Source organism: Citrobacter sp. C6_1 (assembly GCF_014596835.2).
In the GTDB taxonomy this organism is placed as follows: domain Bacteria; phylum Pseudomonadota; class Gammaproteobacteria; order Enterobacterales; family Enterobacteriaceae; genus Citrobacter; species Citrobacter pasteurii.
Genome location: NZ_CP115031.1, coordinates 982,601 through 1,004,108, shown reverse-complemented (window position 1 = coordinate 1,004,108; position 21,508 = coordinate 982,601). Strand labels below are relative to the sequence as shown.

At 53.1% G+C, this 21,508-nt stretch carries 21 protein-coding genes; 15 read left to right on the top strand and 6 right to left on the bottom strand.

Going from position 1 to position 21,508, the window contains the following annotated elements; translation table 11 throughout:
- Positions 1–9: 9 nt before the first annotated feature.
- From hycE to hycA, 5 genes are all read right to left on the bottom strand, one after another.
- Positions 10–1,719 carry a formate hydrogenlyase subunit HycE gene (gene hycE / locus IB196_RS04915; protein WP_005130590.1) on the bottom strand — a complete coding sequence of 570 codons (1,710 nt, stop codon included), beginning with the start codon at positions 1,717–1,719 and terminating at the stop codon, positions 10–12.
- A gap of 17 nt (positions 1,720–1,736) precedes the next feature.
- Positions 1,737–2,660, bottom strand: coding sequence for a respiratory chain complex I subunit 1 family protein (locus IB196_RS04910; protein WP_005130594.1), 924 nt, complete (start codon positions 2,658–2,660; stop codon positions 1,737–1,739).
- 2 nt (positions 2,661–2,662) lie between these two features.
- Positions 2,663–4,489, bottom strand: a complete 1,827-nt coding sequence (gene hycC, locus IB196_RS04905; RefSeq protein ID WP_188232181.1) for a formate hydrogenlyase subunit 3 — start codon at positions 4,487–4,489, stop codon at positions 2,663–2,665.
- The gene (gene hycB, locus IB196_RS04900) at positions 4,486–5,097 is read right to left on the bottom strand and encodes a formate hydrogenlyase subunit HycB (RefSeq protein WP_005130602.1); all 612 of its coding nucleotides are present in this window, start codon (positions 5,095–5,097) and stop codon (positions 4,486–4,488) included. Before hycB ends, hycC begins: the two co-directional genes overlap by 4 nt.
- A 143-nt stretch (positions 5,098–5,240) precedes the next feature.
- Positions 5,241–5,699: a formate hydrogenlyase regulator HycA gene (gene hycA / locus IB196_RS04895; protein ID WP_005130603.1), complete on the bottom strand. Its 459-nt coding sequence runs from the start codon at positions 5,697–5,699 to the stop codon at positions 5,241–5,243.
- 198 nt (positions 5,700–5,897) lie between these two features.
- On the opposite strand from hycA, the gene hypA reads away from it, so the two are divergent.
- From hypA to IB196_RS04860, 7 genes are all read left to right on the top strand, one after another.
- Positions 5,898–6,269, top strand: a complete 372-nt coding sequence (gene hypA, locus IB196_RS04890; RefSeq protein ID WP_005130604.1) for a hydrogenase maturation nickel metallochaperone HypA — start codon at positions 5,898–5,900, stop codon at positions 6,267–6,269.
- Between the two features lie 103 nt (positions 6,270–6,372).
- A complete protein-coding gene (hypB, locus tag IB196_RS04885; protein WP_005130606.1) occupies positions 6,373–7,245 on the top strand; it encodes a hydrogenase nickel incorporation protein HypB in 873 nt (290 codons plus the stop codon).
- Positions 7,236–7,508, top strand: a complete 273-nt coding sequence (gene hypC, locus IB196_RS04880; RefSeq protein ID WP_003037411.1) for a hydrogenase 3 maturation protein HypC — start codon at positions 7,236–7,238, stop codon at positions 7,506–7,508. Before hypB ends, hypC begins: the two co-directional genes overlap by 10 nt.
- On the top strand, positions 7,508–8,629 hold the full coding sequence (hypD, locus tag IB196_RS04875; RefSeq protein ID WP_005130611.1) for a hydrogenase formation protein HypD: 1,122 nt from the start codon (positions 7,508–7,510) through the stop codon (positions 8,627–8,629). Before hypC ends, hypD begins: the two co-directional genes overlap by 1 nt.
- Positions 8,626–9,636, top strand: coding sequence for a hydrogenase maturation carbamoyl dehydratase HypE (gene hypE / locus IB196_RS04870; RefSeq protein ID WP_005130612.1), 1,011 nt, complete (start codon positions 8,626–8,628; stop codon positions 9,634–9,636). The genes hypD and hypE overlap by 4 nt, the downstream gene beginning before the upstream one ends.
- A gap of 219 nt (positions 9,637–9,855) precedes the next feature.
- Positions 9,856–11,934, top strand: a complete 2,079-nt coding sequence (gene flhA, locus IB196_RS04865) for a formate hydrogenlyase transcriptional activator FlhA (RefSeq protein WP_005130613.1) — start codon at positions 9,856–9,858, stop codon at positions 11,932–11,934.
- 44 nt (positions 11,935–11,978) lie between these two features.
- Complete coding sequence (locus IB196_RS04860; protein WP_188232180.1) at positions 11,979–12,407, top strand: TOBE domain-containing protein; 429 nt, start codon at positions 11,979–11,981, stop codon at positions 12,405–12,407.
- Between the two features lie 118 nt (positions 12,408–12,525).
- Here IB196_RS04860 and IB196_RS04855 read toward each other — a convergent pair whose 3' ends face one another.
- Positions 12,526–12,870 carry a nitrous oxide-stimulated promoter family protein gene (locus tag IB196_RS04855; protein WP_005130616.1) on the bottom strand — a complete coding sequence of 115 codons (345 nt, stop codon included), beginning with the start codon at positions 12,868–12,870 and terminating at the stop codon, positions 12,526–12,528.
- Positions 12,871–13,054: 184 nt separating this feature from the next.
- On the opposite strand from IB196_RS04855, the gene IB196_RS04850 reads away from it, so the two are divergent.
- The 8 genes from IB196_RS04850 (at position 13,055) to IB196_RS04815 (ending at position 21,242) form a co-directional block, all read left to right on the top strand.
- Positions 13,055–13,972, top strand: a complete 918-nt coding sequence (locus tag IB196_RS04850) for a metal ABC transporter substrate-binding protein (RefSeq protein ID WP_188232179.1) — start codon at positions 13,055–13,057, stop codon at positions 13,970–13,972.
- Positions 13,969–14,784, top strand: coding sequence for an iron/manganese ABC transporter ATP-binding protein SitB (gene sitB / locus IB196_RS04845; protein ID WP_040232236.1), 816 nt, complete (start codon positions 13,969–13,971; stop codon positions 14,782–14,784). The genes IB196_RS04850 and sitB overlap by 4 nt, the downstream gene beginning before the upstream one ends.
- 2 nt (positions 14,785–14,786) lie before the next feature.
- Positions 14,787–15,644, top strand: coding sequence for an iron/manganese ABC transporter permease subunit SitC (gene sitC / locus IB196_RS04840; protein ID WP_040232234.1), 858 nt, complete (start codon positions 14,787–14,789; stop codon positions 15,642–15,644).
- A complete protein-coding gene (sitD, locus tag IB196_RS04835; protein WP_188232178.1) occupies positions 15,641–16,492 on the top strand; it encodes an iron/manganese ABC transporter permease subunit SitD in 852 nt (283 codons plus the stop codon). The genes sitC and sitD overlap by 4 nt, the downstream gene beginning before the upstream one ends.
- 765 nt (positions 16,493–17,257) lie before the next feature.
- Positions 17,258–17,587: a multidrug efflux SMR transporter gene (locus tag IB196_RS04830; protein WP_245163444.1), complete on the top strand. Its 330-nt coding sequence runs from the start codon at positions 17,258–17,260 to the stop codon at positions 17,585–17,587.
- Positions 17,584–17,913, top strand: a complete 330-nt coding sequence (locus IB196_RS04825; RefSeq protein ID WP_040232230.1) for a multidrug efflux SMR transporter — start codon at positions 17,584–17,586, stop codon at positions 17,911–17,913. The genes IB196_RS04830 and IB196_RS04825 overlap by 4 nt, the downstream gene beginning before the upstream one ends.
- A 13-nt stretch (positions 17,914–17,926) precedes the next feature.
- Positions 17,927–20,305, top strand: a complete 2,379-nt coding sequence (gene cutC / locus IB196_RS04820; RefSeq protein ID WP_188232177.1) for a choline trimethylamine-lyase — start codon at positions 17,927–17,929, stop codon at positions 20,303–20,305.
- A complete protein-coding gene (locus IB196_RS04815) occupies positions 20,268–21,242 on the top strand; it encodes a glycyl-radical enzyme activating protein (protein ID WP_188232176.1) in 975 nt (324 codons plus the stop codon). The genes cutC and IB196_RS04815 overlap by 38 nt, the downstream gene beginning before the upstream one ends.
- Positions 21,243–21,508 lie beyond the last annotated feature (266 nt).

Sequence of the window (21,508 nt, the reverse complement as noted above, 5' to 3'; positions counted from 1 at the left end):
GGCGATTCCTTATTTCAGCGGCGAGTTTTTACGCTCGATGCTGTAGCGCTCAAGTTCTTTGTACGGCACGACTTTGCTCTTCTTCTTACGCACATCAACCACGGTCATACGGTCAGTACAGGAGTAGCAAGGATCGAGACTACCGATAATCAGCGGCGCATCGGAAACGGTATTGCCACGCAGCATGTAGCGCAGCGTCGGCCAGTTGGCGTAGGTCGCCGCACGGCAGCGCCAGCGATACAGTTTCTGGTTGTCGCCGGTCATGCTCCAGTGGATGTCATCTCCACGCGGCGCTTCAGCAAAGCCCAGTGCGAAACGGTGAGGAATATAGGTAAAGCCTTCTACCATCAGCGGACCGCCCGGCAGGTTATCCAGACCAAAGTCGATCATATTCAGTGCGGTGTAGACTTCATTAATACGAACTTTCAGACGAGAAATAACGTCGCAGCCCTGTTCGCTATGAACTTCCATCGGCAGCAGACCATAGCCGACAAACGGGTGATCGGCGCGGGTATCACGCGCGTGGCCGCTGGCGCGTACCATCGGGCCGACGTTACTGAAGTCGCGGGCAATTTCCGGATCCAGACGACCAATACCGACAGTACGCTGTTCCATGTTCGGCGTGCTGAGCAGCATATCGACCAGTTCCTGCACGTCACGACGCATCTGCTGCGCCAGTTGACGGGTCTGGATCATATCTTCTTTCAGCAGATCACGACGGATACCGCCGATCAGGTTCAGACCGTAGGTTTTACGTGCCCCGGTGAGGATCTCCGCCATTTTCATCGACGTTTCACGCACGCGGAAGAACTGCATAAAGCCGGAGTCAAAACCGGTGAAATGGCAGGCCAGACCGAGGTTCAGCAGATGCGAGTGCAGACGTTCCACTTCCAGCAGAATGGCGCGGATCATCTGCGCACGCTCCGGCACCACGATGCCCATCGCATTCTCAACGGAGGTGGTATAGGCGGTGCTGTGGGCAAAGCCGCAAATGCCGCACACACGGTCGGACAGGAACGTGACTTCGTTGTAACCCATGCGGGTTTCCGCCAGTTTCTCCATGCCGCGGTGGACATAGAATAGGCGGTAGTCGGCGTCGATGATGTTCTCGCCGTCAACAAACAGACGGAAGTGGCCAGGTTCATCAGAGGTGACGTGCAGCGGACCGATCGGCACCACATTGTTTTTCTTGTCGCCCAGCTCGTTGATGAACTCGTAGGTTTCCGCATCGGTGGTCGGCGCCGGACGCTGACGATAATCCATGCTGTCTTTACGCAGCGGATAGAGTTCGTCCGGCCAGTCATCCGGCAATACCAGGCGACGCTCATCCGGCAAACCAACTGGGATCAAACCGTACATATCGCGCACTTCGCGCTCGCCCCAGACCGCAGCCGGAACGCGCGGCGTGACGGACGGGAACTCCAGTTTATTGGCATCCACTTCAACGCGGACGGTTATCCAGCACTTGGTGCCCTGCTCCATCGACATCACGTAGTAAACGGCATAATGGCCGCACAGCTGGCGCTCGTCGTTACCAAACAACACGGACAACCAGCCGCCCTGTTTGTAGTACAGGAATTCCACCACTTCCGGCAGGTAATTCACCTTGACGGTGATCGTCAGTTGATCTTTGGTCTGCCAGGCTTCATCCAGCACCACACCCGGGAAGGCCTGGTGCAGCGCAGCGAGATAGTGTTGACCTAATTTTTCTTCAGACATGCTCAAACTCTCTTAAATCACGCCACCAGCAAGGAGACGAACGCTAAAAACGCAAACCCAAAACCGGCCCAGGTCACGCGTGAAGTGGCGCAAAAACGCAGACGCGCCATGCTGTTTTCGAACAGGGCGATGACCAGCACGCCGAGGACCAGCTTGACGACGGCAATCACCAGCGCCAACAGCAGTCCACCTGCGGTAAAGGTTTCCATCTGCCCCCACGGTAAGAACACGCCGACGAACATTTGCAGAACGACCAGTTGTTTAAGGCTGATGCCCCATTTCAGCACCGCAAAACCGCTGCCACTGTATTCGGTCAATGGACCTTCCTGCAGTTCCTGCTCGGCCTCTGCCAGATCGAATGGCAGTTTGCCCATTTCGATAAAGGTGGCGAAAGCACAGGCGCACAGCGCCAGAATCAGCGGGATGCTATACGCGGCAGGCCAGTGATAAACGGTATCGGCAATGTTGCTGATATGGGTCGAACCGGCAACCTGCGCCGCGACCCACAGCCCCAGCAGCAGGATAGGTTCAACCAGCACGCCGAGCATCGCTTCACGGCTGGCACCAATGGCGGTAAACGGACTACCGGTATCCAGTCCCGCGATAGAGAAGAAGAAACGGGCAATGGCGAACAGGTAAATTAAGGTGATCAGATCGCCCAGCTGCGGCAGCGGCGAACCCACGGTCACCACCGGCAACGCGGTGGCAATAGTCAGCATCACGCCCACCATCACAAACGGCGTCAGGCGGAAGACCCAACTGGAATCCGCAGGCGCAATGCTCTGACGACCCAGCAGTTTGATAATGTCGCGGTATTCCTGCAAAACGCCCGGACCCCGGCGATTGTGCAAGCGCGCACGCGCCACACGGGTAACGCCGGACAGCAGCGGCGCAACGGCAAACAGCACCAGCGCCTGAATTAACGGATATAAAACACTCATTCTCAGGCTCCTCGTGAAACCACAATCACCACCAGCACCGCCAGCTCAATCAGCGCCAGGCGACGGAACAGCACCGGCGCAGCCGCATTCTGCCAGCCCGGAACCAGTGATACCGGATTCAGCCATTTACGCAGTTTGAGTACCGGTGCAAAGGCCTCTTTCACCGGCATGGCAAAACCGTGCGCGGTAATGACCATTGACTGCTCGTGATCGTAACCACAAACCCATGCCGCACCGCGTGAACGCGACGGCAGACGGTTGCCTTTGAAAATAGCCATGATGATGAACGGCAGCAGCGGACACGCGATCAGCAGCAGCGTGATCATCGGCTGAGAAACGGTGGTGTTCGCGGTTTCCAGCGGCAGCGGAACGGCAGAGGAAATCATCGGCAGCAGCCACGGCGCAGCAACACCGCCAATCACACAGCAGATCGCCAGCGCAACGACGCTCACGCCCATCAGGATTGGTGCGCAGCAGGCATTCTCAGCTTCCTTCGTACGCGGCGCGCCAAGGAACGTAACGCCATAGACTTTCGCCATACACATCACCGCCAGCGCGCCGGTAATTGCCAGCCCAACCGCCAGCAACGGCCCTAACAGACGACCGACAAACGCGCCGCTGTTACCCAGTTTGAAGAAGGATTGATAGATAACCCACTCACCGGCAAAACCGTTCAGCGGCGGCAGCGCGGCCATCGCCATCAGGCCAACCAGCATCGCCAGAGAAATCACCGGCATGCGTTTACCGATCCCGCCCAGTTTTTCGATATCGCGATGACCGGTACGGAACCAGATGCTGCCTGCGCCCAGAAACAGAACGCTTTTGAACAGGCTGTGGTTGACCAGATGGTACAGCCCACCGGTTAAACCCAGCGCAATCAGCGCAGGTTGATTCAGGGAAATTCCGGTTACGCCAGCCCCCAGACCCAGCAGAATAATGCCGATGTTTTCCAGGGTGTGGTACGCCAGCAGACGCTGGATGTTGTGCTCCATCAGCGCATACAGACCGCCGACAAACGCGGTGATCATGCCCAGTACCAGCAGCGTTATGCCCCACCACAGCGGCGCGTTACCGCCCAGCAGCGACAGCGACAGAATACCCAGCAGACCCACCTTCATGACGACGGTAGAGAACAGCGCCGCAGCCGGTGCGCTGGCGTTGGCGTGTGCCTGCGGCACCCATCCGTGCAGCGGAATAATTCCGGCCAGCAGGCCAAAACCCGCCATGCCCAGCAGCCAGATGTCAGCGCCGAGCGGCAACTCCTGAGTACGCAGGTCAAGCAGACGCAGCTCCAGGGTGCCGTAGCGTTGCCACACCAGGTAGCAGGCAATCGCCAACAGCAGCGTACCGATACGCCCTAGTGCAAACCACAGTTTGCCCTCTTTGCTGCAGCCGGTGAGAAACACGGCACACAGCGCCATGATTTCCGCCATCACCACCAGCGTCCCGAGGTTGCTGGCTACCACCGCACATACCGCCGCGGCCATCAGCAGATTGACCAGCAGGCCGTTAGCTAAAACCAGCGGGTGACGATGCCAGTCAATGTTGTACAGGCTGACAAACAGGCCGCACAGACCCAGCGTAATCAGCCAGATAGCGTTCAGCGGCGTCATTTGCAGACTGTGACCAATAAACGGCATCACACCACTTACCGCCAGCCCATTAATCAGCACGCTAAAACCCGCAGCCGCCGTACACAGGCTGCCGACCGCGCCGCCAACCCCGGCAATCCAACCGCTCAACGATTTATGAAACGAAAACAGAAATGCCAGAACCGCCGCCGCTGTAAACCAGGCCACGCCGCTGTTAATTAGTGAAATTGCGCTCATTTTGCATCCCCACTCTGAGCCTGCTGAAACAAGGTGAGATCGCCGAAATCGGTGTTGAAAGTCAGCTCACGCTTACGTTTGCTGGCGCGGGCGATATCCATGTTGCTTACCAGGTGCAGGGCTTTGGTTGGGCACATGCGCACGCAGGCCGGACCTTGTTCGTCAAAACTGCACAGATCGCATTTCACCGCGATGGCGCGAACGCCCGGAACCCAGTCCAGCAGCGTGCTCACGCGAGCAGGCGCTGGCGGAGCCGGAGGCGCTTTTGGCGTGTTGGCGTTTGCCGGGATATGCAGCGGACGGCTACCGGAAAACTCAATTGCACCGAATGGACAGGCAATCCCGCACAATTTACAACTGACGCACAGGCTTTCATTCAGCTGCACGGCACCGTCAACACGATTAATCGCATTAACCGGACAAACGGTGGCGCAAGGCGCATCTTCGCACTGGTGGCAAAGCTGCGGCGCGGATTCTTTTTCATTTAACATCACTTTCAGGCGCGGCATTGACTGCAGGCCATGCTGGCGATGTGTCTCTGAGCAGGCGGCTTCACAGGTGTGGCAGCCGATACAAAGAGTGGAGTCAGCAATTACAAAACGATTCACCAGGCATTCCTCAGGTGATAGTCATTTTTGACGAAAACATGTCTGCGAAATGTCATTTCGACATTTTTCGACATGCCCATTCCCTAAACTGTCGTGACGCAGAATGAAAACGCATCATGACAAAAGTGGGCGGCACCCGAGGCTTAAGCCGGGCTTTGTCCCTCAACCAGCTGGCTTAAATTCACCGGCATATTGTTCTCAACCGCGGTGTACAGGCTGTCGTAGACGGTGGCGATTTTTTCGAGGTAGTGCTCCAGCACCTGTTCACGATCGCGGTTGCTGATGCGCTCATCGACTTTACCGTCGAGGGTCAACTGTGCCTGTGCAATCAGTTGCTTATCATCACCGTCTTTCGTTTCAACGTAGTACTCGATGGTATGGCTATTGAAGCCATCTGCCAGCGTGACGTAGATAGTGAAGTGTTCAAAAAGGACGAAGCAGAGATCTTTGTCCGGTGCACAGCTCATTGCATGATGCAAACGCGCTTTCGACAGGGTGATCCCCTGAACCAGCGAGTTACAGTAAATACGCCACTGGTCCTGTAGGCGACGATGCCGTTCAGCGATGTAATCGGCTTTTTCGCTTATTTCCCAAATAGTCATGTCAGGTTACCCGTTTAGCAGAGATGAACAGCCTTAAGCACATTTCATGCCAAAATTAAAATCATTTATTTTCATATGGTTATGAATTCACAGTGCGGTGACGACATGTCATTTCGTCATCGTCGACATTGTCACGAACGTGAAAATTCAACCTGGCATGTTTATTGCTTTTAAAACGGCGACATCTTAGGAGGCGATATGCACGAAATAACCCTCTGCCAACGGGCACTGGAATTGATTGAACAACAGGCCACCCAACACGGCGCAAAGCGGGTAACTGGGGTCTGGCTCAAAATTGGCGCATTTTCTTGCGTAGAAACCAGCGCTCTCGCCTTTTGTTTTGATCTGGTATGCCGTGGCACCCTTGCAGAAGGTTGTAAACTCCACCTCGAAGAACAAGAAGCCGAATGTTGGTGCGAATCTTGTCAGCAATACGTCACCTTACTGACGCAACGTGTGCGCCGTTGTCCGCAATGTCATAGCGATATGCTGAGGATCGTGGCCGATGACGGCCTACAGATTCGACGAATTGAAATTGATAATAATCCAACGCCGGATGGCGACGCGTAAGCGTCTTATCCAGCCTACAGGAATGGTCTGAGTTGTAGGCCGGATAAGGCGAAGCCGCCATCCGGCAACAGATATACCGCAAGATAAAGATCAGGAGTGAGCGATGTGTACGACATGTGGTTGCGCTGAAGGCAACCTATATATAGAGGGTGATGAACATAACCCCCACTCGGCGTTTCGCAGCGCGCCATTTGCCCCGGCGGCTCGCCCGGCACTGAATATTACCGGTGTGAAAACCTCCAGTTTCACGCCGAGCCAGACCGAAGAAGGCGACTTGCACTACGGTCACGGTGAAGCAGGCACCCACGCGCCAGGCATGAGCCAGCGCCGCATGCTGGAAGTGGAAATTGACGTACTGGATAAAAACAACCGTCTGGCCGAACGCAACCGCGCCCGCTTTGCCGCCCGTCAGCATCTGGTACTGAACCTTGTCTCAAGCCCGGGTTCCGGTAAAACCACGCTGCTGACCGAAACGCTGATGAAGCTCAAAGACAGCGTGCCATGTGCCGTCATTGAAGGCGACCAGCAAACGGTTAACGATGCCGCACGTATTCGCGCTACGGGCACGCCCGCCATCCAGGTCAACACCGGCAAAGGTTGCCACCTCGACGCGCAAATGATTGCTGACGCCGCGCCGCGTTTGCCGCTTGAAGACAACGGTATTTTGTTCATTGAAAACGTCGGCAACCTGGTTTGCCCGGCCAGTTTCGACCTCGGTGAACGCCATAAAGTCGCCGTGCTTTCCGTCACCGAGGGCGAAGACAAACCACTGAAATACCCACATATGTTTGCCGCCGCCTCGCTGATGCTGCTCAACAAAGTGGATCTGCTACCGTACCTCAACTTTGACGTAGATAAGTGCATCGCCAGCGCCCGGGAAGTAAACCCGGAAATTGAGATCATCCTGATTTCCGCCACCAGCGGCGAAGGGATGGACCAATGGCTCTCCTGGCTGGAGACGCAGCGATGTGCATAGGTGTTCCGGGTCAAATCCGCACCATTGACGGCAACCAGGCTAAAGTCGACGTTTGCGGTATTCAGCGCGACGTCGATCTAACGCTGGTCGGTAGCTGCGATGAGCATGGTCAACCCCGTTTGGGCCAGTGGGTACTGGTTCACGTCGGCTTTGCCATGAGCATCATTAATGAAGCAGAAGCGCGCGACACGCTCGATGCGCTACAAAACATGTTTGACGTTGAGCCGGATGTCGGCGCGTTGCTGTATGGCGAGGAAAAATAATGCGTTTTGTTGACGAATACCGCGCACCAGAACAGGTGATGCAGTTGATAGAGCACCTGTGTGAACGTGCTGCACTCCTCCCCTACACAGCTGAACGCCCGCTGCGCATCATGGAAGTTTGTGGGGGTCATACCCACGCAATCTTCAAGTTCGGTCTCGATCAGTTACTGCCTGAAAACGTCGAGTTTATTCATGGTCCAGGCTGCCCGGTTTGTGTGCTGCCAATGGGCAGAATCGACAGCTGTGTAGAAATTGCCAGCCATCCGGAAGTAATTTTCTGCACCTTTGGCGATGCGATGCGCGTCCCGGGTAAACAAGGTTCCCTGCTACAAGCCAAAGCGCGCGGCGCGGATGTCCGTATCGTCTATTCACCGATGGATGCGCTGAAGCTGGCGCAGGAAAACCCAACGCGTAAGGTGGTGTTCTTTGGCCTGGGTTTTGAAACCACCATGCCAACCACCGCCATCACTCTGCAGCAGGCCAAACAGCGCGATGTGCAGAACTTTTACTTTTTCTGCCAGCACATCACCTTGATCCCAACGCTGCGCAGCCTGCTGGAACAGCCGGACAACGGTATCGACGCCTTTTTGGCGCCGGGTCACGTCAGTATGGTGATTGGCACTGACGCCTATAATTTCATTGCCTCAGATTTCCATCGCCCACTGGTGGTCGCCGGTTTCGAACCGCTCGATCTCCTGCAGGGCGTGGTGATGTTGATTGAGCAGAAAATTGCCGCGCACAGCCAGGTAGAAAATCAGTATCGCCGCGTGGTACCCGACGCCGGTAACGCGCTAGCGCAGCAGGCGATCGCCGACGTGTTCTGCGTCAATGGCGACAGCGAATGGCGCGGTCTGGGCGTCATTGAATCTTCCGGCGTTCACCTGACGCCTGACTATCAGCGTTTTGACGCCGAAGCGCATTTCCAGCCAGCGCCGCAGCAGGTGTATGACGATCCGCGTGCGCGTTGCGGAGAGGTATTGACCGGCAGATGCAAACCGCATCAGTGCCCGCTATTTGGCAAAACCTGTAACCCGGAGACCGCATTTGGCGCCCTGATGGTCTCCTCCGAAGGCGCATGTGCCGCCTGGTATCAGTATCGTCAGCAGGAGTGTGAAGCATGAACAGCGTACAACTCGCCCACGGTAGCGGCGGTCAGGCTATGCAGCAGTTGATCAACAGTCTGTTTATGGAGGCATTTGCGAATCCGTGGCTGGCGGAACAGGAAGATCAGGCACGTCTGGAACTGGCACAACTGGTCGCAGAAGGCGACCGTCTGGCGTTTTCAACCGACAGCTATGTTATCGACCCATTGTTCTTCCCAGGCGGTAATATCGGCAAGCTGGCTATCTGTGGTACAGCTAACGACGTGGCGGTCAGCGGCGCGATCCCGCGCTATCTCTCCTGCGGTTTTATCCTCGAAGAAGGTTTGCCAATGGAGACGCTGAAAACCGTCGTTAACAGCATGGCGGCAACCGCGCGCGAAGCGGGAATTGCCATCGTCACCGGCGACACCAAGGTTGTACAGCGCGGCGCGGCGGACAAGCTGTTTATCAACACCGCTGGAATGGGCGCGATCCCCGCCAACATTCACTGGGGCGCACAGACCCTGAGCGTGGGCGATGTGCTGCTGGTCAGCGGTACGCTTGGCGATCATGGCGCAACTATCCTTAACCTGCGTGAACAGCTGGGGCTTGATGGCGAACTGGTCAGCGACTGCGCGGTATTGACGCCGCTTATCCAGACGCTACGTGATATCCCCGGCGTGAAGGCGCTGCGTGACGCGACCCGTGGCGGCGTGAATGCGGTAACGCATGAATTTGCCGCATCATGCGGGTTTGGCATTGAGCTGTCTGAAGCGGCCCTGCCCGTGAAGCCCGCGGTGCGTGGCGTTTGCGAACTGCTGGGTCTGGATGCGCTCAACTTTGCTAACGAAGGTAAGCTGGTGATTGCCGTTGAGCGTCAGGCTGCTGAAACGGCGCTTGCCGCACTGCGCGCGCATCCGTTAGGACGCGATGCCGCAATGATTGGCGAAGTGGTAGAACGCAAAGGTGTGCGTCTGGCCGGACTTTACGGCGTGAAACGAACTCTCGATTTACCACACGCCGAACCCTTACCTCGTATATGCTAGCAGCCAGTTGGCAGCATACTGTAGGCCGGATAAGACGCATTTGCGTCGACATCCGGCATTAACGCTGCATTATCGCCTGATGGCGCTTTGCTTATCAGGCCTACGGATTGCGTGACCAGCGAGTTCGCGGTCAGCTATCCGGCAATAATTTACGACTAATACCTATAATTCATTTACCGTTTTCGCACCGTTCTGCGGTGCTTTTCCTGGAAAAGCAATATGTCGTATACACCGATGAGTGACCTCGGGCAGCAAGGCCTGTTCGATATTACTCGTACATTATTACAGCAGCCCGATCTCCCGTCTCTCAGCGAGGCGCTTTCGCAGCTGGTCAAGCGTTCAGCGCTGGCCGACTGTGCGGCTATTGTCTTATGGCAGGCACAAACGCAGCGTGCGCGTTATTTTGCGGCGCGTGAAAATGGTAAACCCATCGATTATGAAGACGAAACGGTACTGGCCCATGGCCCGGTACGCCGTATTTTGTCTCGTCCCGATGCGCTGCACTGCAACTATCACGAGTTTACTGAAACCTGGCCACAGCTGGCCTCTGGCGGATTGTATTCTGAATTTGGCCACTACTGCCTACTGCCGCTGGCGGCGGATGGGCGTATCTTTGGCGGCTGTGAATTCATCCGTAACGAAGATCGTCCGTGGAGTGAAAAAGAGTACAACCGGCTGCAGACCTTCACCCAGATAGTCGGCGTCGTTGCTGAACAAATTCAAAGCAGGGTCAGCAACAACGTCGATTACGATCTGCTGTGTCGCGAGCGTGATAACTTTCGCATCCTGGTCGCCATCACCAATGCGGTGCTCTCCCGTCTGGACATTGACGAACTGGTCAGCGAAGTCGCCAAAGAGATCCACCACTATTTCGACATTGATGCCATCAGCATCGTGTTACGCAGCGATCACAAAAACAAGCTCAGCATTTATTCCACCCACTATCTGGATGAACATCATCCGGCGCACGAACAAAGTGAAGTGGATGAAGCGGGTACGCTTTCTGAACGCGTTTTCAAAAGCAAAGAGATGCTGCTGATTAATCTGAGCGAACGCGATACGCTCGCCCCTTACGAACGGATGCTGTTCGAAACCTGGGGCAACCACCTACAGACTCTGTGCCTGCTGCCGCTGATGTCCGGCAATACTATGCTCGGCGTCCTTAAGTTAGCGCAGTGCGAAGAGAAAGTGTTCACCACTGCCAATCTGAAACTGTTGCGCCAAATCGCCGAACGCGTGGCGATCGCCGTGGATAACGCCCTCGCCTATCAGGAAATTCACCGTCTGAAAGAGCGCCTGGTCGATGAAAACCTGGCGCTGACAGAACAACTCAACAACGTGGAGAGCGAGTTCGGTGAAATCATTGGCCGCAGCGAAGCCATGTACAGCGTGCTCAAGCAGGTCGAAATGGTGGCGCAAAGCGACAGCACCGTCCTGATTCTCGGCGAGACCGGAACCGGTAAGGAGCTGATCGCACGCGCAATCCACAACCTGAGTGGACGTAACGCCCGCCGGATGGTGAAAATGAACTGCGCGGCAATGCCTGCCGGATTACTGGAAAGCGATCTGTTTGGTCACGAGCGCGGCGCGTTTACCGGTGCCAGCACGCAGCGGATTGGTCGTTTCGAGCTGGCGGATAAAAGCTCGCTGTTCCTCGATGAAGTCGGTGACATGCCGCTGGAGCTTCAGCCCAAACTGCTGCGCGTACTGCAAGAGCAGGAGTTTGAACGTCTGGGCAGCAATAAACTGATCCAGACCGACGTTCGCTTGATCGCCGCCACTAACCGCGATCTGAAAAAGATGGTCGCCGATCGCGAGTTTCGTAACGATCTCTACTATCGACTGAACGTCTTCCCGATCCATCTGCCGCCACTGCGCGAGCGCCCGGAAGATATTCCGCTGCTGGTTAAAGCTTTCACCTTTAAAATTGCTCGTCGGATGGGGCGCAATATCGACAGCATTCCCGCCGAGGCGCTGCGTACGTTGAGCAGCATGGAGTGGCCGGGCAACGTGCGCGAACTGGAAAACGTGGTGGAGCGCGCAGTTCTGCTTACCCGAGGAAACGTGCTGCAGCTGTCCCTGCCGGATATTGCCGCGTTGACGCCGTCTGCACCACCGGTAGCCACCGAAGTTGCGCAGGATGGCGAGGACGAATACCAGTTGATCATGCGCGTTCTGAAAGAGACCAACGGCGTGGTTGCCGGTCCTAAAGGCGCGGCGCAGCGCCTGGGACTGAAGCGCACCACGTTACTCTCGCGCATGAAGCGATTGGGCATCGATAAGGATGCGCTGGTTTAGCCAGTGAGACTATACTGGGTGATAACTCAACGAAAGGAGGCAGTATGGCGGTATCAGCACGTAATCAATTAACCGGTACAGTCAGTGCAGTTGCCACTGGCGCAGTAAATGATGAAGTTGAACTGACGCTGGCTGGCGGCGCAAAACTGGTCGCAATTGTGACCCATAGCAGTCAGCAGGCACTGGGTCTGGCGAAAGGAAAAGAAGCCATTGCGCTGATCAAAGCGCCGTGGGTGACGCTGGCGACTGAAGACTGTGGCCTGAAATTCACTGCCCGTAACCAATTTGCCGGTAGCGTTTCACAGGTAACCGAAGGCGCCGTTAACGCCACCGTACACATCGAAACTGATGCCGGTTTTGACATTGTCGCGGTCGTGACGAACGAAAGTCAGCAAGAGATGAAACTGAGCCAGGGAAGCCGCGTTATTGCGCTGATCAAAGCCTCAGCCATTCTGATTGCCACCAAAGCGTAATATCCATTCATCATCGCATGGCAAGATTGCCCGATGGCGCTACGCTTATCGGGCCTACGCACAGGTGAGCTTGCTGGCCGGATAAGGCATCGCCGCCATCCGGCACAAAATAACCAGATTACTTCTTGCGCTGATATTTCTCAGGTAATTCCGGGACAGGACGCTTGTCATCAATCAGATGGCGAACGGTCAGAACCGGGTGACGCCAGAGCATTCTCGGCCCGGCCCAACGCATAATTTGCTTCATCTCTTCGCGTTTGGCAGATTGATAGCAGTGCACCGGACACTGCTTACAGGCCGGTTTTTCCTCACCAAATACGCACTTATCGAGGCGCTTTTGCGCATAAGCAAACAACGTATCGTAATGCCCTGGCTCGTCTGAAGCTTCCGGACACTGGCTTTCGTACAGCGAGATCATCTTTTGGATCGTCATTTTTTCACGAGCAATACGTTTGCCGGACATGATGCCTCCATAGCTAAGTTGCATAAATAATACACCTTAAAAATACGCAGCACTATTACCTGAAGGTGATACATCCTCACCCCATGCAAATAAGAATTATTTTCATTTATTTATGCCATGTGCTATATAACATAGCAAAGGCTATATTCGATGATAAATTAACCATTTTGTTGTGAGGGATACTATGCCGCATCTGCCCCATCTGAAATCGTTTCTCCTTGCCAGCGTAATCACGGCGCTGACGCTGTCTCCTGCCTGGGCGAAAGATAAATTTAAGGTAATAACCACCTTTACGGTGATTGCCGATATGGCGAGCAACGTGGCTGGCGACGCAACAGAGGTCAGTTCCATCACCAAACCCGGCGCAGAAATTCACGAATATCAGCCCACACCAGGGGATATTAAACGCGCACAGGGTGCACAACTGATCCTCTCCAACGGCCTCAATCTGGAGCTGTGGTTTACCCGCTTCTACCAACATCTGTCCGGCGTACCGGAAGTGATGGTCTCAAATGGCGTACAACCAATGGGTATCAGCGAAGGGCCGTACAACGGCAAACCGAACCCACATGCCTGGATGTCAGCGGAGAACGCACTCATCTACGTGGATAACATTCGCGATGCGCTGATGAAATACGATCCAGACAATGCCGCCACCTACCAGAAAAATGCGGAGAATTATAAAGCAAAAATCCAGCAGACCCTGGCGCCGCTGCGTGCTGAACTGGCAAAGCTCCCCGCCGATAAACGCTGGCTGGTCACCAGCGAAGGCGCATTCTCTTATCTCGCGCGTGATAACGGCCTGAAAGAGCTGTATCTGTGGCCGATCAATGCCGATCAGCAAGGTACGCCCAAACAGGTACGTAAAGTGATCGACGCGATCAGGGAGCATCATATCCCCACCGTATTTAGCGAAAGCACCGTGTCCGACAAGCCTGCGCGTCAGGTCGCCCGTGAGTCTGGCGCACATTACGGCGGCGTGCTGTATGTTGATTCGCTCAGTGCTGCCGACGGTCCGGTACCGACCTATCTGGATTTACTGCGCGTGACGACAGAAACCATCGTCAGCGGCATCAACGACGGGTTAAGGAGCCAAAAATGAGTCAATCTGCGATTACCGTGAATCAGGTTACGGTGACGTATCGCAACGGGCACACCGCACTGCGGGACGCCACTTTTCAGGTTCCGGGCGGCTCAATTGCCGCCCTGGTCGGCGTCAACGGTTCGGGGAAATCAACGCTATTTAAAGCGCTGATGGGGTTTGTCCGTCTGGCGAAGGGGGAAATATCTATTCTGCAGCAACCGGTGAATAAGGCGCTCAAACAGAATCTGATCGCCTATGTCCCCCAGTCAGAAGAGGTGGACTGGTCGTTTCCGGTACTGGTGGAAGATGTGGTGATGATGGGACGCTTTGGCCATATGGGCTGGTTGCGTCGGCCAAAACAGATCGACCACGACTGCGTGGATGCGGCGCTGGCGCGGGTTGACATGCTGGACTATCGCCACCGCCAGATTGGTGAACTCTCTGGTGGGCAGAAAAAACGCGTCTTTCTGGCGCGCGCCATCGCCCAGGACGGCCAGGTTATTTTACTGGATGAACCCTTCACCGGTGTGGATGTAAAAACCGAGGCGCGTATCATCGACCTGCTGCGCGAATTGCGTGATGAGGGCCGGACGATGCTGGTCTCCACCCATAACCTGGGCTCGGTCACCGAGTTTTGTGATTACACGGTAATGATTAAAGGCACCGTGCTGGCAAGCGGCCCAACCGAAACCACCTTTACCACCGAGAACCTTGAACAGGCATTTAGCGGCGTTCTGCGTCACGTTGCCCTGAGCGGCGGCGAACAACACGTGATTACCGATGATGAACGTCCGTTTATTTCGCGACGCCCGGCAAGCGAGGGGGAATAATCATGAACTGGCTGACAGAGCCGTTTGGTTACCAGTATATGCTCAACGCCATGTGGGTCTCGGCGATGGTCGGTGGCCTGTGCGCGTTTCTCTCCTGCTATCTGATGCTTAAAGGCTGGTCGCTGATTGGCGATGCGCTATCGCACTCTATCGTGCCGGGCGTGGCCGGAGCCTATATGCTAGGGCTTCCCTTCGCGCTGGGTGCATTTCTTTCCGGTGGACTGGCTGCGGGCAGCATGCTGTTTCTCAATCAACGTTCACGCCTGAAGGAAGATGCGATTATCGGGCTGATTTTTTCGTCTTTTTTCGGTATCGGGCTTTTTATGGTGTCGCTCAATCCGATGTCGGTGAACATCCAGACCATTATTCTCGGTAATATCCTGGCAATTGCGCCGGAAGATATTCTGCAACTGGCGATCATCGGCGTGGTATCGCTGACCATCCTGCTATTGAAGTGGAAAGATTTGATGGTGGTCTTTTTTGATGAAAACCACGCCCGGTCTATCGGTCTGAATCCAGGTCGGCTGAAGCTGCTGTTTTTTACCCTGCTCTCCGTTTCAACGGTAGCCGCCCTGCAAACCGTCGGCGCCTTTCTGGTGATTTGCCTGGTAGTCACTCCCGGCGCCACAGCCTGGCTGTTGACCGATCGTTTTCCTCGCCTGCTGGCGATCGCCGTGGCTATCGGTAGCCTGACCAGCTTTTTCGGCGCCTGGCTGAGCTACTGGCTGGATGGTGCAACCGGCGGAATTATCGTCGTACTGCAAACGCTGCTGTTCCTGCTGGCGTTTGTCTTCGCCCCCAAACACGGTCTGCTGGCGAATCGCCGCCGCGCCCGCCAGGTCAATAAGGAGCTGGTATGATCTTAACAACGCTGCTGGAACCCTTTCAGTTCAGCTTTATGGTCAATGCGCTGATCATCTCCACTATTGTGGCTATCCCCTGCGCGTTGCTATCGGTTTTTTTGGTGCTCAAGGGTTGGGCGTTGATGGGTGATGCCATGAGCCATGCGGTTTTTCCAGGGATCGTTCTGGCGTATATCGCAGGCATCCCGCTGGCAATTGGCGCATTTATCGCTGGATTGTTCTGCGCGATAGCAACCGGATACCTCGACGATAACAGCCGCATTAAGCGCGACACCATCATGGGCATTGTTTTCTCCGGGATGTTTGGTGCGGGACTGGTGCTGTATGTTTCCATTCAGTCGGAAGTGCATCTGGATCATATTCTGTTCGGCGATATGCTCGGCATATCACTGAGCGATATCGTGCAAACAACGGCGATTGCTTTGGGGATCGCGCTTATCATCGGGCTGAAGTGGAAAGATCTGCTGCTGCATGCGTTCGACCCACATCAGGCCAAGGCCAGTGGGCTTAACACCGCCCTGCTGCACTACGGCCTGTTGTGCATGATCGCCCTGACGATTGTCGCCACGCTAAAATCAGTTGGGATTATTTTGTCGATTTCTTTACTGATTGCGCCCGGCGCCATCGCGATTTTAATGACGCGAAAATTTTCTCACGCCTTGTGGCTGGCGGTGGTGATGTCGGTCATTACCTCATTTATGGGGGTGTATCTGTCATTTTTCATCGACAGCGCACCGGCTCCCACCATCGTCGTATTATTTTCCCTGCTGTTTGTGATTACTTTTATTTATGCAACCCTGCGCGATCGGCGTTTAGAGAATCAACTTCAGCTGCATGATGTATAAATAATGCTTCATGGTATGTCAGCTAATGATGTTTATGCCTCTAAAGCCTCGTTTCCACATCCTGACGGGTATTATCGTTATTCCATAACGATAAAAAGAGCAACCACGAAATGAAAGAGTAATTTGATACAAACTTCACCAGCCACACCTCAATGGTAAATTAGGGTGTGGCATTGATATTTGAATTTCACCTATTAAAGATAAAGAAAATCGACTCATTAACCGGTGTTTTATTAACCATCTAACTTTATGATCATTGTTTCGATACTCACTGAAGAAGGATAAGTTGCAGGTTTATAGATAAACCCATACAACATCGGCAAAATTCATATCACACACAAAAAAAATAATTAATAATTTCTTATTAAGCCATACTACTGGCGGGTTATGGCTCCAAAACCCTTCGCCGCCCCCCCCCATAACTGAGCCGTATATGCACTCTGAGCATTCAGCCACGCTCTTTGAGCAGCCTGGACAGACATTAATCTCAAAGGTTAAATCACATCAACATCATTATTTAGCCTGCACTTCTGAAAATGATATCAGGCATAAAAGCAATGCTGAGAGGGACTCGTCCCACACCATTAAAAATTGAAATTTAACCCTTCACAATCAAATAATCAAAGAATAAAAAACTATAATAGTCAATTTTTATGAATTATATGGCTAGAAAAATAAAAATACTGTTTCATATCAGTCATCCAATCCGACCTGTAACCAGGCTCATTAATCAGGAAAGTTAATATGACGTTAAGAAAGACATACATGAAACTTGCGCTGGCTATTTTGTTCGAAATATTTGCAACAACTATGCTAGTCCTTTCTGAAGGATTTACCCGCATCCTTCCTTCTGTTTTAGCCATAATAGGATATGGGCTTTGCTATTATATTCTAACTTATGTGTTTCGCAGAATGCACCTTGGCGTTGCTTATGCGATCTGGTCTGGTGTGGGTATCGTCGCAGTAAATATAATTGGCATGTTAAATTTCGGCCATTCAATAAGTGGGGGCCACTTACTGGGCATGTGGTTAATCGTTGCCGGAGTTATTGTTATTAATTTTTCCGCAAAATATAAAACGATGGAAAACACATGATTCAAATAATACTCATGAGTACAACGTGGTTATTTATTGCCATTCTTACTGAGGTTTTTGGCACTGCCATGCTACCCAAAACCCGACATTTTCAGAGACTCGTCCCAACCATATTTTGTGCGTTAAGTTACGTAGTCTGTTTTTATGCCCTGGGGCAGGCAATGAAATTAATGACACCAGGTATCGCTTACGCAATCTGGTGTGGTATGGGCACAGTATTAATTACTGTGATAAGTAGTATTTATTACGACATGCATACCAGCATATTTGAAAAAGCAGGTATTGCACTGATCCTGAGTGGCACGCTGCTGATGGGATTTGCATAAAAGGAGTTATTAAATGGAAAAGCAACTTACCGATCGTATTGACGCCCTGAAAGTCCAATATTTCAGCGCAAAGCCGTTTATCTCTGTTTCAAGGGCACAGGCGGTTACAGAAGTCTATAAAAACAACCCCGGGCTGGATCTGATTATGTTACGGGCACTGGCCTTTCGGCGCGCCTGCGAACAGGCACCTTTATGGATTGCCGAGAATGAGCTTATTATCAGCCACCCGGCAGGCGGTCCGCGCGGTGGAGAAGTATCACCAGAGCTCAGCTGGCGCTGGGTGGCTGAAGAACTGGATACCGTAAAAGAGCGTAAACAGGATCCCTATCAGATAAGTGACAGCGCAAAGCGTATTCTCAGAGAAGAAATCTTCCCTTTTTGGCGCGGTCGCTCGCTGGATGAAATCGCAGAAACGCAACTCCGTCATGCAGGCCTCTGGGAATGGTGCAATGAGTACGGCGTCTGCGACGTGACCATTAAAACCCAGAATGGCGGTGGTGATACCTGTCCGGGTTACGACACGTTATTACTGACAGAAGGTATGGGCGGTTTACGTGACAGGGCTATTCACGCAATTGAACAGCTAAGTTTAACCTGCGCAGAAGATATGGAACGCCACCAATTCTATCTGGCAATGAAAGAGACCTGCGATGCGGTGATCCATTACGCCCATCGTTACAGCGACTACGCCGCACAACTGGCTGCTGAACAAACCGATCCTCAACGCAGAGTAGAGTTGAACCGTCTCGCTGACATTTGTCGCCGTGTACCGGAACACGCGCCGCGTAATTTTTATGAGGCGCTTCAGTCCCTGTGGTTTGTACAGTCTCTGTTTTGTCTTGAAGAAAACCAGACCGGTATTTCACTGGGACGCGTCGATCAGTATCTCTGGCCATTACTGGAGCGTGACCTGGCAGAAGGGACATTGACTCATGCCCAGGCAGAAGAGTTACTGTGTTGCTGGATGATTAAAATGGCAGAGAGTTTGTGGATTTGTAGTGAGTCTACAGCAAAATATTTCGCTGGGTATCAACCATTTATCAATATGGTTGTTGGCGGGCAAAAACGTGAGGGCGGCGATGCCACCAATCCGCTGACAATGATGATTATGGCCTGCTCACGCAAGTTGAAAATTTATCAACCCAGCCTGGCTGTAAGGATACATAACCAGTCACCGTGGCACTATCTGCGCGAAATTGTGGAAGTTATCCGCGGGGGAACAGGTTTTCCGGCCTGCCATTTCGATGACGCGCATATCAAAATGATGCTGCGCAAGGGATTTGATTATGAAGATGCCCGTGATTATTGCCTGATGGGCTGTGTTGAGCCTCAAAAGTCCGGGAAAATGTATCAATGGACATCTGTAGGCTATACCACGTTTACTCGGCCGCTGGAACTGGCGTTTAGTAATGGTTATGGGCCGCAAGGTGAGCGTATCGGTCCGCAGACCGGCGAACTGACAGAGATGACCACTTACAACGATTTTGAAGCGGCAGTAAAACAGCAACTGGCGGCTATTACGGCTAAAGCGGCCCAAGCCACACTCATCATTCAGAAGCTGCACAGACAGTATGCCCCAAAACCGCTTATTTCCTGCCTGATTGAGGGATGCCTGGAAAAGGGACGCGATGTTACCGCGGGCGGAGCGTGGTTAAACAACGGCCCCGGGCTTATCTGGACAGGTCTGGCTGATTTAGCGAACGGGTTGATGGCCATTAAAAAAGTGGTGTATGAGCAAGAGCAGGTCACTCTGACTGAGCTGGATGAAGCGTTGAAAGCCAATTTTGTTGGGCATGAAGCGCTTCGCCAGCACTGCCTGCGAGCACCGAAATACGGCAATGATATTGCAGAAGTTGACGAACTGGCGCGTTCCCTTATTCATTACACTGAGCAAGAGCATCGCCGCTATCACATGCTTTATGGCCGCTTCACGCACGGCACGCTATCTATTTCAAATAATACGCCGTTCGGACTGGCAACCGGTGCGTTGCCTGGCGGCAGACTGGCTCATAAACCTCTGGCCGACGGGATAAGTCCATCGCAGCAAACCGATATCAACGGCCCGACGGCAGTGATTAACTCAGTGAGCAGGATAAACGTTGAAGAGATGGAAATCGGCATGGTGCATAACCTCAAACTAATGCACGGTATGTTGGAAAGCGATGAAGGCATTAATCAGCTGATTAACCTGCTTCGCACCGCCAGTATGCTTGGTAATGGGCAAATGCAGTTTAGCTACGTCGATAATGAAGAGCTGAAGCGTGCGCAGGCACGCCCGGAGGAGTATCCGAATTTGATGATTCGTGTGGCCGGATACAGCGCATTTTTTGTTGAACTCAGCCGTGAGGTGCAGGATGAAATCATTAGCCGAACCGTTCAACATGAATGCTGAGCCGCTAACAGGCCGCGTCTTTAATATTCAGCGCTTCTCGTTACATGATGGCCCGGGTATTCGCAGCGTCGTATTCCTTAAAGGATGTCAGATGAGCTGTATTTGGTGCGCGAATCCCGAAGGGCTGCGACAGGATAATGACGTGCTGTGGCGTACCAGTAGTTGCCAGCACTGCGGGGCCTGCGTTGATGCCTGCCAGAACGGCATTCATCAGTGGAGTAATAAGCGTCACGTTATTGATCCCAGTATGTCGTGTGATGGCTGCCGTCTTTGTGAAGACGCTTGCCCATCCCAGGCACTTAAGATTGTCGGGCGCCAGATGTCAGCTGATGAGGTACATCAAGAGGTTGTAAAAGATGTGGCTTATTATCAGTTATCAGGAGGAGGCGTTACGCTCAGCGGCGGTGAAGTGATGCTTCAACCGGATTTTGCAGTCCAGGTACTACAAAACTTACGCCGGGAGGGTATCCATACCGCGGTGGAAACGGCAGGGTTCGCCCCCTGGTCAGCGGTTGATAAAGTCAGCACGGTGGCTGATCTGGTGCTCTATGATCTCAAGCTGGCGGATGACACACTTCATCAACGATTTACCGGGGTCAGTAATATCCGTATTTTACGCAATCTTGAAAAATTACTGACGTTGAATACTCCAGTGCGCCTGAGGATCCCAGTGATTCCCGGCGTTAACGATTCATCACATGAAATAAATAATATGCTCCAGCTTATCAGCAATCTTACTGCCGGAAAGACATCCTTTCAGGGTATTGATTTATTGCCTTACCATGCTTACGGCGTACAAAAATACTCACTGCTGGGACGCGATTACCCGGCCAGTACTATTATCAGGAAGGGTACAGAAAGTAATGGCGCAACATTCCTTCAGATTGCAAAAGACAGAGGAATCTCCGCTACGCTTTCAACCAGCCTGGTGGGTTAAAAGAACTGTGCCGCAATTGCACAACTTTGGTTTAACAACATTACTCATTTTTTCAGCAAACTGTCTGTTATCTGTAGTAATTTTGCTGATAAGCTAATAACAGAGAATATTACCACTTCGGGCTAAATTCATTAGCGACTGTTAAATTCGTTAATAATTACCAGTTATATTGATGAGAAATTTCATAAATGTAACCAATGTACGGGAGGCAATTTAGCGCATAATCACCCGGATATCTGTGTTATAATTTTCTGTAATAACGCAGG